Annotated in this window: 11 protein-coding genes and 1 pseudogene; 2 read left to right on the top strand and 10 right to left on the bottom strand. The window is 69.3% G+C overall.

What is annotated here, in order from left to right; all coding sequences use genetic code 11:
• Positions 1-19: 19 nt before the first annotated feature.
• Positions 20-1,360: a dicarboxylate/amino acid:cation symporter gene (locus D1610_RS08890; protein ID WP_118863828.1), complete on the bottom strand. Its 1,341-nt coding sequence runs from the start codon at positions 1,358-1,360 to the stop codon at positions 20-22.
• A gap of 218 nt (positions 1,361-1,578) precedes the next feature.
• Between D1610_RS08890 and D1610_RS08885 the strand changes: the two genes are divergently transcribed.
• Together D1610_RS08885 and D1610_RS08880 are read left to right on the top strand one after the other, a co-directional pair.
• Positions 1,579-3,351, top strand: coding sequence for a sensor histidine kinase (locus tag D1610_RS08885; RefSeq protein WP_118863827.1), 1,773 nt, complete (start codon positions 1,579-1,581; stop codon positions 3,349-3,351).
• Entirely contained in the window at positions 3,348-4,697 is a 1,350-nt protein-coding gene (locus D1610_RS08880) for a sigma-54-dependent transcriptional regulator (protein WP_118863826.1), read from the top strand. The genes D1610_RS08885 and D1610_RS08880 overlap by 4 nt, the downstream gene beginning before the upstream one ends.
• On the opposite strand, the gene mobA is transcribed toward D1610_RS08880, so the two are convergent.
• The 9 genes and pseudogenes from mobA to D1610_RS08835 form a co-directional block, all read right to left on the bottom strand.
• The gene (mobA, locus tag D1610_RS08875) at positions 4,666-5,202 is read right to left on the bottom strand and encodes a molybdenum cofactor guanylyltransferase (RefSeq protein WP_118863825.1); all 537 of its coding nucleotides are present in this window, start codon (positions 5,200-5,202) and stop codon (positions 4,666-4,668) included. The two genes, D1610_RS08880 and mobA, sit on opposite strands and share 32 nt — an antisense overlap.
• Positions 5,199-5,978, bottom strand: a complete 780-nt coding sequence (fdhD, locus tag D1610_RS08870; RefSeq protein ID WP_118863824.1) for a formate dehydrogenase accessory sulfurtransferase FdhD — start codon at positions 5,976-5,978, stop codon at positions 5,199-5,201. The genes mobA and fdhD overlap by 4 nt, the downstream gene beginning before the upstream one ends.
• Entirely contained in the window at positions 5,975-7,228 is a 1,254-nt protein-coding gene (locus D1610_RS08865) for an NAD(P)/FAD-dependent oxidoreductase (protein WP_118863823.1), read from the bottom strand. Before D1610_RS08865 ends, fdhD begins: the two co-directional genes overlap by 4 nt.
• On the bottom strand, positions 7,225-7,518 hold the full coding sequence (locus D1610_RS08860) for a formate dehydrogenase subunit delta (protein ID WP_118863822.1): 294 nt from the start codon (positions 7,516-7,518) through the stop codon (positions 7,225-7,227). Before D1610_RS08860 ends, D1610_RS08865 begins: the two co-directional genes overlap by 4 nt.
• Positions 7,515-10,352 (bottom strand): formate dehydrogenase subunit alpha, encoded by a 2,838-nt coding sequence (gene fdhF, locus D1610_RS08855; RefSeq protein ID WP_118863821.1) that lies wholly within the window; start codon positions 10,350-10,352, stop codon positions 7,515-7,517. The genes D1610_RS08860 and fdhF overlap by 4 nt, the downstream gene beginning before the upstream one ends.
• 4 nt (positions 10,353-10,356) lie before the next feature.
• A complete protein-coding gene (locus tag D1610_RS08850; protein ID WP_182466778.1) occupies positions 10,357-11,841 on the bottom strand; it encodes an NADH-ubiquinone oxidoreductase-F iron-sulfur binding region domain-containing protein in 1,485 nt (494 codons plus the stop codon).
• Positions 11,841-12,308 carry a formate dehydrogenase subunit gamma gene (locus D1610_RS08845; RefSeq protein ID WP_118863819.1) on the bottom strand — a complete coding sequence of 156 codons (468 nt, stop codon included), beginning with the start codon at positions 12,306-12,308 and terminating at the stop codon, positions 11,841-11,843. Before D1610_RS08845 ends, D1610_RS08850 begins: the two co-directional genes overlap by 1 nt.
• A 108-nt stretch (positions 12,309-12,416) precedes the next feature.
• Complete coding sequence (locus D1610_RS08840; RefSeq protein WP_118863818.1) at positions 12,417-13,676, bottom strand: RNA polymerase sigma factor; 1,260 nt, start codon at positions 13,674-13,676, stop codon at positions 12,417-12,419.
• Between the two features lie 126 nt (positions 13,677-13,802).
• Positions 13,803-14,159: pseudogene (locus tag D1610_RS08835) on the bottom strand (YciI family protein); the annotation flags it as partial.
• Between the last annotated feature and the right edge of the window lie 73 nt (positions 14,160-14,232).

Genomic DNA, 14,232 nt, shown 5'->3' with positions numbered 1-14,232 from the left:
TGCGCGCGGTGTTCCGCGTTCAATCCATGTCCTGTTCGATTGCCGGCCGCGCCGGCCGGTCGGCGGGTGTGCTCGCCAGCGCGCGGTCGAGCGCCTCGCGGTCGAGCGCGCCGTCCCAGCGCCCGACGACGATCGTCGCGACGGCGTTGCCCATGAAGTTGGTGAGGCTGCGGCACTCGCTCATGAAGCGGTCGATGCCCAGGATCAGCGCCATGCCGGCGACGGGCACGCTGGGGACGATCGACAGCGTCGCGGCAAGGGTGATGAAGCCCGATCCGGTGACGCCCGCCGCGCCCTTCGAACTGATCATCGCCACCAGCAGCAGCGCGATCTGGTCGCCCAGCGACAGATCGACATTGCACGCCTGCGCGATGAACAAGGCCGCCAGCGTCATGTAGATGTTGGTGCCGTCGAGATTGAACGAATAGCCGGTGGGCACGACGAGGCCGACGACCTGTTTCTCGACCCCGGCGCGCTCCATCTTGTCGATCAGGCTGGGCAGCGCGGCTTCCGAGGAGGAGGTGCCGAGCACCAGCAGCAGCTCCGCCTTCAGATAGCGTATGAGCGCGAAGATCGAAAAACCGCTCAGGCGCGCGACGATGCCGAGCACGCCGATGACGAAGATCAGCGAGGTGACGTAGAAGGTCGCGACCAGCGCGCCGAGATTGGCTAGCGCGCCGATGCCGAACGCGCCGATGGTGAAGGCGATCGCGCCGAACGCGCCGATCGGCGCGGCGCGCATCAGGATGCCGACCAGGCGGAAGACCACGAGCGCGATCCGCTCGAGCATGTCGAACACCGGCTCGGCCGGCTTGCCGACCAGCGACAGCGTGATGCCGAACAGAATGGCGATGAACAGCGTCTGGAGGATCGATCCGTCGGTCAGCGCCGACACCATCGTCGTCGGGATGATCGACAGTAGGAAGCCCGTCAGCGTGCTTTCATGCGCCTGCGCGCTGTAGCTGGCGACCGATCCGGCATCCAGCGTCGCGGGATCGATGTTCAGCCCCGCGCCCGGCTGAACGAGATTGGCGACGACCAGCCCGACGATCAGCGCCAGTGTCGAAAAGGTGAGGAAATAGGCGAACGCCTTTCCGGCGACGCGGCCGACAGAGGCGATCTCCTTCATGCCGGCGATTCCGGTGACCACGGTCAGGAAGATCACCGGCGCGATGATCATCTTCACCAGCTTGATGAAGCCGTCGCCCAGCCATTTGAGCGATTCGCCGAAATCGGGCCAGAAATGGCCGATGACCGCGCCCGCCGCGATGGCGATCAGCACCTGGACGTAGAGCTGCCCCAGCAAGCGCCGCCGCCGCGGGGCGGCCTCGACCGCATATTCGGTCGCCACGGGAATCATTCGCCTCTCCTTCGCATGCGCCTCTCCCGGACGCCTGCCGCCCGGATGACGGGCGATGCGCTATCATAAGCGGCGGAAGCGATGTGCGGGGAAATGAGGATGTTCAGGCTTATGGCACTGAAATATGATGGAATATCTCAAGACGCCGTCGTGAACGCTGCTTTGTGTGTGCGGTTTTCCGCTCGCCCTCCGTTTGAATTGTGTGGTAATTCGCCCCGATGACGCTGCCTCGCCCCGTGCTTCGCTGGCTGCTTTCCGCGCTGACGGCGGCGGTGCTTGCGGCGGCGGTGATCTGGGGCGCTGCGCGCTGGGCGCAGACCTCGGCGCGCGCCGAGGCGGACGCCGCCGCCCAAGAGATGGCGCGAAGCCATGCCGGCTTGCTGGCGAGCGAGCTGCAGAAATTCCGCCTGCTGCCGCTGGTGCTCAGCGAATATCCCGATGCGCGCGCCGTGTTGCAGCGCGACGATCCCGCTGCGGTCGCGCGGTTGAACGATCGGCTGGCGCTGCTCGCCGAACGGACCGACGCCGCCGCCATTTATGTGATCGGCCGCGACGGCATGACCATCGCGGCGAGCAACTGGCGGCTGCCGACCAGCTTCGTCGGCCAGGATTACGGCTTCCGCCCCTATTTCCGCGAGGCGCTGGCGAACGGCGCGGCCGAGCTTTTCGCGCTGGGCACGATCAGCGGGCGGCCGGGGCTGTTCATCGCGCGGCGGATCGAGGGCGAGGGGCAGGCGCTGGGGGTGATCGTCGTCAAGGTCGAGTTCGATGCGCTGGAGGCTGGGTGGGCGCGGCAGCCGGGCATGACCTTCGTCACCGATGCGCACGGCGTGGTCATCATCACCAGCCGGCCCGAATGGCGCTTCCGCGCGACGCGCCCGCTCGACGAGGCGACCCGCGCCGAGATTCGCCGCTCGATCCAGTTCGGCGCGCTGCCGCTCGCGCCGCTGGGCCTGGATGAGACCGGCGGCGCGGTGCGCGCACCGGGCGGCGATGGGCGCTATCGTCTAGCCGAGGCGCCCGTGCCGCTCGCGGGCGCGCATCTCAGCTATCTCCAGCCGCTCGCACCGGCCGAAGCGAGCGCCGCCGCCAATGCGCGCTTCGCGGTATTGAGCGGGCTGATCCTCGCCGCGCTCGCCTTCGCCGGGTTGTGGCGCGCACGGGTTCGGCGCCGCGCCCTTGAAGAGGCGAGCCAGAAGCTGGAGGGAGAGGTGGTCGCGCGCACCGCCGAACTGTCCGAAGCGAATGCGCGGCTCGTCGCCGAATCGGCTGAGCGAGAGGCGGCCGACCGGCGATTCCGCGCCGCGCGTGAGGAGCTGGCGCAGGCCAACCGGCTCGGCTCGATCGGCCAGATCACCGCGGGCGTCGCGCACGAGATCAATCAGCCGGTCGCGGCGATCCGCACCTTCGCGGAGAATGCCGGCCGCTTCCTCGACCGCGCCGAGCCCGATCAGGCGCGCGGCAACCTGACCCACATCGTCGCGCTGACCGATCGCATCGGGCGGATCACCGGCGAGCTGCGCACCTTCGCCCGGCGCGGTACGCCGGCAATGGGCGCTGTCGTGCTCGATTCGGTGATCGAGGGCGCGCTGCTGCTGATCGGCGACCGCATCCGCGCGGGCCGCGTCACGCTCGATCGCGAGGGGGACGCGCGGATAGCCGTGGTCGCGGATAAGGTGCGGCTGGAACAAGTGCTGATCAACCTCATCCAGAACGCGCTCGATGCGCTCGCCGACACGCCTGATCCGCGGATCGCGATCACCGTCGCGCCCGGCGAGCGCGTGACGATCGACGTGGCCGACAACGGCCCCGGCATCGCGCCCGATATCGCCGACCAGCTGTTCACCCCCTTCGTCACCGGCAAGCGTGACGGGCTGGGCCTGGGGCTCGGCATCGCCCGCGACATTGTCCGGGAATTCGGCGGTAGGCTGGACACGGTCGAGGGGCCGCTGGGCGGCGCCACCTTCCGCATTACGCTGAGGCGCGCATGATCGAAGATATTCCCCAGGCCGTGATCTTCGTCGACGATGACCCCGAGCTGCGCGAGGCCAATGTCCAGGCGTTGCAGCTCGCCGGGCTGGAGGTCCGTCCGTTCGCCGATGCGCGATCGGCGCTGGCCGCGATCGAGGCGTCGTTCGCCGGCATGGTCGTCAGCGACATCCGCATGCCCGGCATGGACGGGCTGGAGCTGTTCGCCCAGATCCGCGCGATCGATCCCGACATCCCTGTCATCCTGATCAGCGGTCATGCCGATGTGCCGATGGCGGTGGGGGCGTTGCGCGAAGGCGCGTTCGATTTCCTGGCCAAGCCCTTCGCCGCCGATCATCTGATTGCCGCCTGCGAACGCGCGCTGCAGACGCGCCGCCTGGTCCTGGAGAACCGCGCGCTGCGCGCCGCCGCCAGCGCCGCGGCGGACAGTGACAGCCCGCTGATCGGCGACAGCCCGGTGATGGCGCGGCTGCGCGACACCATCGCGCAGGTCGCCAAGGCCGATATCGACGTGCTGATCGAAGGCGAAACGGGCAGCGGCAAGGAACTGGTCGCACTGCTGCTCCACCGCCAGGGCCCCAGGCGCGGCCGGCCCTTCGTCGCGGTCAACAGCGGCGCGCTGCCCGAAACACTCGCCGAAGCCGAACTCTTCGGCCACGAACGCGGCGCGGTGGCGCATGGCCGGCTGGAGCAGACCGGCCGAATCCAGTCGTCGAACGGCGGGACGCTGTTCCTTGACGAGATCGACAGCATGGCGATGGGCGTGCAGGCCAAGCTGCTGCGCGTGCTCGAGGAGCGCGAGGTGCTGCCGCTCGGCGCCGAGCGTCCGCGCGCGGTCGACCTTCGCGTCGTCGCCGCCGCGAAGCGCGATCTGCAGGGCGCGATCGCCGAAGGGGTGTTCCGCGAAGACCTGTTCTACCGGCTCAACGTCGTCCGCCTGCGCATCCCGCCCTTGCGTGAGCGCCGCGCCGATATACCGCAGCTGTTCGCGCACTTCGTCGACCAGGCGAAGGCGCAGGTCGGGGCTCCAGCCTTCGTCATGACCGATGCGGTGCGCCGCCGGCTGGCCGACCACGACTGGCCGGGCAATGTGCGCGAGCTCAGGAACTTCGCCTTCAGCGCGGTGCTGGGCCTGTCAGACGGCGGGCCCCGGCCGCCCATGGGAAGCACGGACTCGCTCGCCGAACGGGTCGACCGCTTCGAGGCGGCGGCGATCGAGGAGGCGCTCGGCCATACGGCCGGCGACATCCAGGCGACGATGGCGCTGCTCGCGCTGCCGCGGAAGACGCTCTACGACAAGATGAAGCGCCACGGCATCAAGCCCGATGCCTTTCGTGCGCGGCGATGATCGCCGCGAGGTCCGCCGGCGTGTTGATGTTGGCGATGGCGATATCGAGCGTCACCGGCGCGGCGCCGACTGCCTCCGCCCAGCTTCGCATCGACCGCGACGGGCCGCGCGCGAGATGCGCGTCCAGCCGATCGGCGAGCGCGGAGGGCCACAGGCCGATGATCGGCATCGCCGCCAGATAGCAGGGCGCGCCGGCCCCATGCAGGCGCTCGACCAGATCGGCGGGCAGGACCGGCGTGTCGCAGCCGATGCTTGCGACGAGCTCCAATCCGTGCGCGCGGGCGTGATGCAGCGCGGCGTTGAGTCCGCCCAGGGGACCGAGCCCGGCATGCGGCCTGTCGCCGATCGGTCCGCGGCCGACGATGATCGTCGCATCGACTTGCCGTGCGATCGCGCGCTCGGCGTGCTCGATCAGCGTGCGGCCGCCCAGCAGCGCCTCGGCCTTGTCAGCGCCGAAGCGGCGCGATTCGCCGCCCGCCAGGATCGCGCCGAGGATGCGGCTCACGCGGTCGCCACCAGCATCGCATCCGGACGAGCGAGCGCGACGAGGCGGATATTCGCCTCGCGCGCGCATTCCACCGCGAGCGTGGTCGGCGCCGAAATCGTCGCCAGCATCGGGCAACTCGCCAACGCTGCCTTCTCGACCAGCTCGTAGGAGCAGCGCGAGGAGAGCAGCGCGAAGCCGCCGTCCCACCGGGCGCCGGCGCGCAGCATCGCCCCGATCAGCTTGTCGAAGGCGTTATGGCGGCCGACATCCTCGCGAACGGTGATGATCTCGCCATCGGCCGAGCATTGCGCGGCGGCATGGACCGCGCTCGTGGCGCGGTTCAGCATCTGGTGGCCGTCGAGCGCCGCCAGCGCCCGGAAGATCGCCGCATCATCCGCCGCAACCGTCGCGGTGACGCGCGGCAGCGGGCGAAGCGCCTGTTCGAGATTCTCGATGCCGCACAGCCCACAAGACGATTCGGACACGCGGTGGCGGACGCGTTCGAGCAGGATGTCGCTCCGCGCCGAAGCCAGCGTCACGCGCAGGATATCGCCCGCCTCCGCGCGGTGATGATCGACTGAAACGATGTCGCCAACCTCCGCGATCAGTCGCTCGCTCGATGCGAAGCCATAGGCGAAATCGGTCAGGTCGGCGGGCGTCGCCATCATCACGGCATAGCCGATGCCGTTGAACTCGATCGCGATCGGCGCTTCGATCGCCAGCGCGCGCGTGATGTCGGCGGCCTCGCCGTCCTTCGCGACGCGCCGGAAAGCGCTCGGCCGCGATCCGGTCATGCCGGCGCCGGCTCCAGCAGGGATTTGAGCGGCACCGCCGCGTCGGCGAGCAGCGCGGGATCGATCCTCGCGCCGGCCAGGACCAGCGCGCGGCCCTGGACATAGTCGCGGACGGCGTTGACGCAGTCGAGCGCGATCACGCGGCTGTCGCGCAGATAGATCAGGGAGAAGGCGCGGTCGGCCGGATCGCCGCGCAGCGCCACCTGATCGTGCCCGGCGGACAGGCCCACCGTCTGCAGGCGCAGGTCGTACTGGTTGGACCAGAACCACGGCACCGCGGCATAGGGCTCCTCGGCTCCGGTCAGCGCCTTGGCCACGGTCGTCGCCTGGTCGGTCGCGTTCTGCACCGATTCGAGCCGGATGCGTGCGCCGCCGGCGAAGACATTCTCATGCGCCGCGCAATCGCCGATCGCATAGATGTCCGGGAGGCTGGTGCGGCACAGCGCATCGACATCGACGCCGTTGCCGCCCTGCGCGCCCGCGGCGATCAGCGGCTCGACTGCGGGGACGATGCCGATGCCGACGATCACCATGTCCGCGGCCAGCACCGATCCGTCGGCCAGCCGCACGCCGGTCGCGGCGCCGTCCCGTTCCTCGATGCACTCCACCAGCACATTGGTGCGAAGATCGACGCCCTGGGCACGGTGCTCGGCCTCGTAGAAGCGCGACAGCGGCTCGCCGGCGACGCGCGCGAGCACGCGGTCCTGCGCTTCGAGAACGGTCACCGGCTTGCCGAGTTTGGTCAGCACCGCCGCCGCCTCCAGCCCGATATAGCCGCCGCCGATCACCACCACGCGCTTCGTGCCGGGCAGCTCGGCGATCATGCGGTCGACATCGGTACGCGAACGCACCGCGTGGACGCCCGCCAGATCATGCCCCGCGCAGACAAGGCGGCGGGGGGCGCCCCCCGCCGCCCAGATCAGCGCGCCATAGCCGATGCGCGCACCGTCCTCGAGCAGGACCTCGCGCGCCTGCGGGTCGACCGCGACCGCCTTCCGCCCCAGCAGCAGCGTCACGTCGCGCTCGGCCCAGAAGGCCGGGGGACGGATCAGGATGCGGTCGAACGGCTTGTCGCCGGCCAGATATTCCTTGGACAGCGGCGGCCGCTCATAGGGCGGCTCGGGCTCGTCGCCGATCAGCGCGATCGATCCTTCGAACTTGCGCTGGCGGAGCGCGATCGCGGCCTGCGCCCCGCCATGCCCCGCCCCCACGATCAGCACGTCGTATCGCGCCACAACCTCGTCCGTCATCCCGCGTCGCTCTCGGTATTGCCATCGGCATCGACGCCGAATTCGGTTGCGCGCGTCTGCGATTGCGGCTCGGCGCGCGATCCGAGGCGTGCGATGGCCGCCCGGCTCGTCGCTGACAAGCCCTCGCCGCCGGTATCGAGATGCGTGACGATGCGATCGCGCATGCGCGGGTCCCAGAAATGCCAGAGATGGTCCCAGGTCGCCGCGACGGCGTTGCCCGGCTGCTGCCCTTCGAACTCGGTCGCGATCTGGTTGACCATGCGCACCAGCTTGTCGGTCGTCGCGCTCATTCGGCGGCGACGCCTTCGATCCGCCGCGATCGGCGTGACCGCTCGTCATAGCGCTCCTGCCAGTCGGTCGGCCCGTTGGACCGGCCGACCTGCACCGCGGTCACCTTGTATTCGGGGCAGTTGGTCGCCCAGTCCGAATTGTCGGTGGTGACGACGTTGGCCTGCGTCGCCGGGTGGTGGAAGGTGGTGTAGACCACGCCCGGCGCCACCCGGTCGGTCACCAGCGCGCGCAGCGTCGTGTCGCCCGCGCGGCTCGCGACCTTGACCCAGTCGCCGTCGAGGATGCCGCGCTGCTCGGCGTCATGGGGATGGATCTCCAGCCGGTCCTCGTCATGCCAGCGGCTGTTCTCGGTCCGCCGCGTCTGCGCGCCGACATTATACTGGCTGAGGATGCGGCCCGTGGTCAGCAAGAGCGGGAAGCGCGGGCCGGCGCGCTCCTCGGTCGCGACATACTCGGTGCGGACGAACTTGCCCTTGCCGCGCACGAAGCCGTCCAGATGCATGACCGGCGTCCCCTCGGGCGCCGCATCGTTGCACGGCCACTGGATCGAGCCGAGCGCGTCGAGCCGGTCGTAGCTGACGCCGGCGAAGGTCGGCGTCACCGCGGCGATCTCGTCCATGATCTGCGACGGGTGATCATAGGCCATGGCATATCCTATCGCCTGCGCCAGCTTCTGCGTGATCTCCCAGTCTTCCAGCCCGTTCAGCGGCCGCATCACCTTGCGCACGCGCTGGATGCGGCGCTCGGCGTTGGTGAAGGTGCCGTTCTTCTCGAGGAAGGTCGAGCCCGGCAGGAAGACGTGCGCGTAATTGGCGGTCTCGTTGAGGAACAGGTCCTGGACGACGACGCATTCCATCGCCGCGAGCCCAGCCGCGACGTGGCGCGTGTCGGGATCGGACTGGAGGATGTCCTCGCCCTGGATGTAGAGCGCCTTGAATTCGCCGTCGATCGCGGCGCCGAGCATGTTGGGGATGCGCAGGCCCGGTTCGTGGTCGATATCGGCGCCCCACAGCGCGCGGAACATCGCGCGCGCGGCGTCGTCGGAAACATGGCGATAGCCCGACAGCTCGTGCGGGAAGCTGCCCATGTCGCACGATCCCTGGACGTTGTTCTGGCCCCGCAGCGGGTTCACGCCGACGCCCGCGCGGCCGAGATTGCCCGTCGCCATGGCCAGGTTGGCGATGGCGAGCACGGTCGTCGATCCCTGGCTGTGCTCGGTCACGCCCAGGCCGTAATAGATCGCGCCGTTGCCGCCTTTGGCATAGAGCCGCGCGGCGGCGCGGACGCTCTCGGCGGGCACCGTCGTCAGGCTTTCGGTTGCTTCGGGGCTGTGGCGCGGATCGGCGACGAAGGCGGCCCAGTCGTCGAACTCGGCCCGGTCGCAGCGATCGCGCACGAAATCCTCGTCCACCAGCCCTTCCGTGACGATGACATGCGCCACCGCCGTCAGCACCGCGACATTGGTGCCGGGTCGCAGCGGCAGATGGTGCGCCGCCTCGACATGCGGCGAACGGACGATGTCGATGCGGCGCGGATCGATGACGATCAGCTTCGCACCCTGGCGCAGCCGCTGTTTCAAACGGCTGGCGAACACGGGATGGCCGTCGGTGGGGTTCGCGCCGATCAGGATGATGGTGTCGGCCGCCATCACGCTGTCGAAATCCTGCGTGCCCGCCGAGGTGCCGAACGCGGTCTTCAGGCCGTAGCCGGTCGGCGAATGGCAGACGCGCGCGCAGGTATCGACATTGTTGTTGCCGAACCCGGCGCGGACCAGCTTCTGGACGAGGAAGGTCTCCTCGTTGGTGCAGCGGCTGGAGGTGATGCCGCCGATCGCGCGCTTGCCGTGCTCGGCCTGGATGCGGCGGAATTCGGACGCGGTGTGGGCGATCGCCTCGTCCCAGCCCACCTCGCGCCAGGGATCGTCGATCGAGGCGCGGATCATCGGCGAAAGGATGCGCTCGCGGTGATTGGCGTAGCCCCAGGCGAAGCGGCCCTTGACGCAGCTGTGCCCGCGATTGGCCTTGCCCTCCTTCCAGGGCACCATCCGGACCAGCTCCTCGCCGCGCATCTCGGCGCGGAAGGTGCAGCCGACCCCGCAATAGGCGCAGGTCGTCACCTCGAAGCGGTCGGGCGTGCCGGTCTCGGCGACCTTCTTCTCGATCAGCGTCGCGGTGGGGCAGGCCTGCACGCAGGCGCCGCACGAAACGCATTCGCTGGAGAAGAACGGCTCGGACTGGCTGGGCGAGACCTTGCTGGCGAAACCCATGCCCTCGATCGTCAGCGCGAAGGTCCCCTGCACCTCGTCGCAGGCGCGCACGCAGCGCGAGCAGACGATGCATTTCGACGGATCGAAATCGAAATAGGGGTTGGAGCTGTCCTTGGCCTGATCGAGATGATTGGCGCCGTCGCCGTAGCGCACCGCGCGCAGGCCCACCGCGCCGGCCTGGTCCTGCAGTTCGCAATCGCCGTTCGCCGCGCAGGTCAGGCAATCGAGCGGATGATCGGAGATATAGAGCTCCATCACGCCCTTGCGCAGCTGCTTCAGCCGGTCGGTCTGGGTGCGCACCGCCATGCCTTGCGCCGCGGGGGTGGTGCACGACGCGGGATAGCCGGCGCGGCCGTCGATCTCGACCAGGCACAACCGGCACGATCCGAAGGCCTCCAGGCTGTCGGTCGCGCAGAGCTTGGGAATGCTCGTTCCGATCAGCGCCGCCGCGCGCATCAGCGAAGTGCCCTCGGGCACGGTCACGCGCCGGCCGTCGATGGTCAATGTCACCATCGCCTGCGAGACGGCCGGCGGTGTGCCCAGATCGATCTCGCCACGCCATGCCATGCCGCTACTCCACCGGACCGGCGATATCCGCCGCGCCGAAATCCTCACCGAAATGATCGAGCGCGCTCAGCACGGGGAAGGGGGTGAAGCCTCCGAGCGCGCAGAGCGAGCCGTGACGCATGGTATCGCACAGATCGCGCAGCAGCGCGACATTCTCGTCGGGGCGGTCGCCCGCGATGATGCGGTCGAGCGTCTCGACCCCGCGCGTCGATCCGATCCGGCAGGGCGTGCATTTGCCGCAGCTTTCGGCGGCGCAGAACTCCATCGCGAAACGCGCCATGCGCATCATGTCGACGCCGTCGTCGAACACGGTCACGCCGGCATGGCCGATCAGCCCGCCCGCCGCGGCGAACGCTTCATAGTCGAACGGCAGGTCGAACATCGAGGCCGGGAAATAGGCGCCGAGCGGCCCGCCGACCTGCACCGCGCGCACCGGTCGGCCGCTTTCGGTGCCTCCGCCCACATCGTCGACCAGCTCGCCCAGCGTGACGCCGAAGCCGATCTCGTAGAGCCCGCCGTTGCGGACATTGCCGGCAAGCTGGACCGGCATGGTGCCGCGCGACCTGCCGAAGCCGATCGCCGCATAGGCTTCCGCGCCGTTTGCGAGGATGAAGGGGACCGCGGCCAGCGTCAGGACGTTGTTGATCACCGTGGGTTTGCCGAACAGACCGGCGATGGCGGGGAGGGGCGGCTTGGCGCGCACCTGGCCGCGCTTGCCCTCGATCGAATCGAGCAGCGCGGTCTCCTCGCCGCAGACATAGGCGCCCGCGCCGACGCGGACCTCCAGCGCGAACGGCGCGATCCGTTCCGCCGCAAGGGCGATCGCCGCGCGCATCGTCTCGATCGCGAAGGGATATTCGGACCGGATGTAGACATAGCCGCGCGCCGCGCCGACCGCGTGCCCGGCGATCGCCATGCCCTCGATCAGGCAGAAGGGATCGCCCTCCATCAGCATCCTGTCGGCGAAGGTGCCGCTGTCGCCCTCATCGGCGTTGCAGACGATGAACTTGGCGTCCCCCGGCGCGTCGAGCGCGGTCTGCCATTTTATCCCGGTCGAAAAGCCCGCCCCGCCTCGCCCGCGCAGGCCGCTTTCGCGCACCATGGCGACGACCTCGGCAGGGGGAGCGCGCCGCGCGCGGTCGAGCCCGATCCAACCGCCATGCGCGGCATAATCGGCGAGGCTGAGCGGATCGACGATGCCGCACCGCGCGAAGGTGAAACGCTGTTGCGAAGCGAAGAAGGGCAGTTTCGCGACATCGCCGATGCGGTTGCGATGCGTGCCGTCGATCACCGCCGCGACCTCGTCGGCCGCGACCGGGCCGCAACCGACGCGGCCATCCGGCGTTTCGATCTCGACCAGCGGCTCGATACGGAACAGCCCGCGGCTGCCGGTGCGCACCACCTCGACGCCTGCCGCGATCAGGGCCGCCGCGACCTCGTCCGCGCCGAGCCCGACCGAGGCCATGTCGCGGCTGACGAAGGCGCGCATCACGCCAGGATCTCCGCGGCCAACCTGTCCAGCCGGGCGCCGTCGATGCGCGATACCGGCACGCCGTCGACCAGGGCGTTGGGGCCGGTCGCGCACATGCCCAGGCAATAGACCGGCTCCAGCGTCACCGCGCCATCGGCGCGCGTCGCGCCCATCGCCACCCCCAGCCGTTCGACAGCCGCCGCTTCGATCGCGCGGGCGCCACGCGCCTGGCACGCCTCCGCCCGGCACAGGCGGACGACATGCCGCCCCGCCGGCACGCGGCGGAAATCGTGATAGAAGGTGATCACGCCGTGCACCTCGGCGCGGCTGAGGTTCAACGCCTCGGCAATGGCCGGCACGAAGATGTCGTCGATATGGCCGAACGCCGCCTGGACATCGTGCAGCAGCGGCAGCAGCCCGTCCGGCGCGTGATAAGCCGCGGCGAGGGCGCGAACGCGCCCGATGCGCGGGTCTTCGGTCTTCATGTCCTCCGCCGTTCCATGCTGTCGCCTTCGCATCGATACCACGAATAGCGGGCGGTCAACGCCAAATTCGATCTAATCCGTTCGAATCCAGGGTGAGACGATCGCTTTTCAGCTATCACAAGCCAGCGCCCGCTCCAGCAGGAAGGTCCGTTCGCGGGCGTTGCGGGAATATCCGGCCGCCCGCTCGAACTGGATTTTCGCCTCTTCCAGCCGTCCCGCGCGAAACAGGAAATCGCCCCGCGCGGCCGGCAGCGGCGCATAGTTGCGCAGCGCCGCATCCTCGGCGATCGCGTCGGCCAGCTGCAGCCCGGCTTCGGGGCCGAACGCCATGCTGTGCGCCACCGCGCGGTTGAGCTCGACGACTGGCGACGGCATCCGCTCGCGCAGGAGATCGTACAATCCCGCGATACGCCTCCAATCGGTGTCGTCCGCGCGGCGCGCCCGGGCATGGCAGGCGGCTATCGCGGCCTGCAGAACATATGGCCCGTCGCCCAGAACCTCGGCACGGTCCAGCGCCGCCAGGCCGCGGCGGATCAACAGCTGGTCCCAGCGGGCGCGATTCTGGCTGGGGAGCGGGACCGGCGCTCCGCCCGCATCGACGCGCGCGGCCAGGCGTGAGGCCTGGATCTCCATCAGCGCGAGCAGGCCGAGGACCTCGGGCTCGTCCGGCATCAGCGCGGCCAGGATGCGGCCCAGCCGCTGCGCCTCTGCGCATAGCGAGGGGCGGATCAGGTCCTCGCCGGCGGTCGCCGCATAACCCTCGTTGAAGATGAGGTAGATGACTTCGAGCACCGAGGCGACGCGCCCCGCGCGCTCGGCCCCACGCGGCACTTCGAAGGCGAGGCCGGCCTTGCCGATCGCCTTCTTGGCCCGAACGATCCGCTGGGCGATCGTCGGCTCGGCGGAGAGGAAGGCGCGGGCGATCTCATCGGTGGTGAGGCCGCCGATCAGACGCAGGGTCAGCGCCGCGCGCGCCTCGGCCGAAATGATCGGATGGCAGGCGGTGAAGATCAGTCCCAGCAGCTCGTCGCCGATATCGTCGTCCATGGCCGCTTCCAGCGTCTCGACGCTCGTGTCGCGTTCGTGGTCCAGGTCGCTGGCGATCTCCGTATGTTTGCGGGTCCGCATCCTGTCGTGGCGGATGCCGTCGATGGCGCGGCGCTTCGCCGCAGCCATCAGCCAAGCGCCCGGATTGTTCGGCACGCCGGTCTTCGGCCATTCGGCCAGCGCAATGACCAGGGCGTCCTGCGCGAGTTCCTCGGCCTTGTCGACATCGCGCACCATCCGGGCCAGGCCCGCGATGAGTCTGGCCCGTTCGATCCGGAAAACCGCCTCGATCGCCTGGTGGGTTTCGGTCGCCGCCGCCATGCCTGCCTTGTCCGTAAATTGTCCCGACAAGGCAAGCGGGGCGGGGCGCTCGGTTCAGCGACCCTCGAGCTGGTCACGGACGCGATCATGGATCGCGGTCGCCTCGGGCGTCAGGGCCTCGCCGAAATCTTCCATTTCATAGAGCGGCCGGATTTCGATCTCGCTCGGCCCCAACATCGGGTTCGGGCAGCGCTTCACCCAGGCGACCGCCTCGTCCATGTCCTTGACCTCCCACAGCCAGTAGCCGGCGACCAGCTCGCGGGTCTCGGCGAACGGACCATCGATCACGGTGCGGCTCGGGCCGTCGAACGCCACCCGCTTGCCGTGGCTGGACGGCTTGAGGCCGTCGCCGCCAAGCATGATGCCGGCCTTGACGAGCTCGTCGTTATACTTGCCCATCGCCTCGAACATCTCGGCATGCTGGGCGCCGATGACGCCCGTCTCGCTGTCCTCGGTCGCCTTCACGAATACCATCACACGCATGTCTCGTCTCCTTCGGTTCATCGAGCCCATCAGCGGTCTCGTACCCTGACGACGGACGAGCTTCGCCGAAATC

This window comes from Sphingomonas gilva (assembly GCF_003515075.1).
GTDB classification, from domain to species: domain Bacteria; phylum Pseudomonadota; class Alphaproteobacteria; order Sphingomonadales; family Sphingomonadaceae; genus Sphingomonas; species Sphingomonas gilva.
The sequence above is the reverse complement of the archived record's forward strand: the minus strand, read 5'-3'. Positions and strand labels throughout refer to the sequence as shown.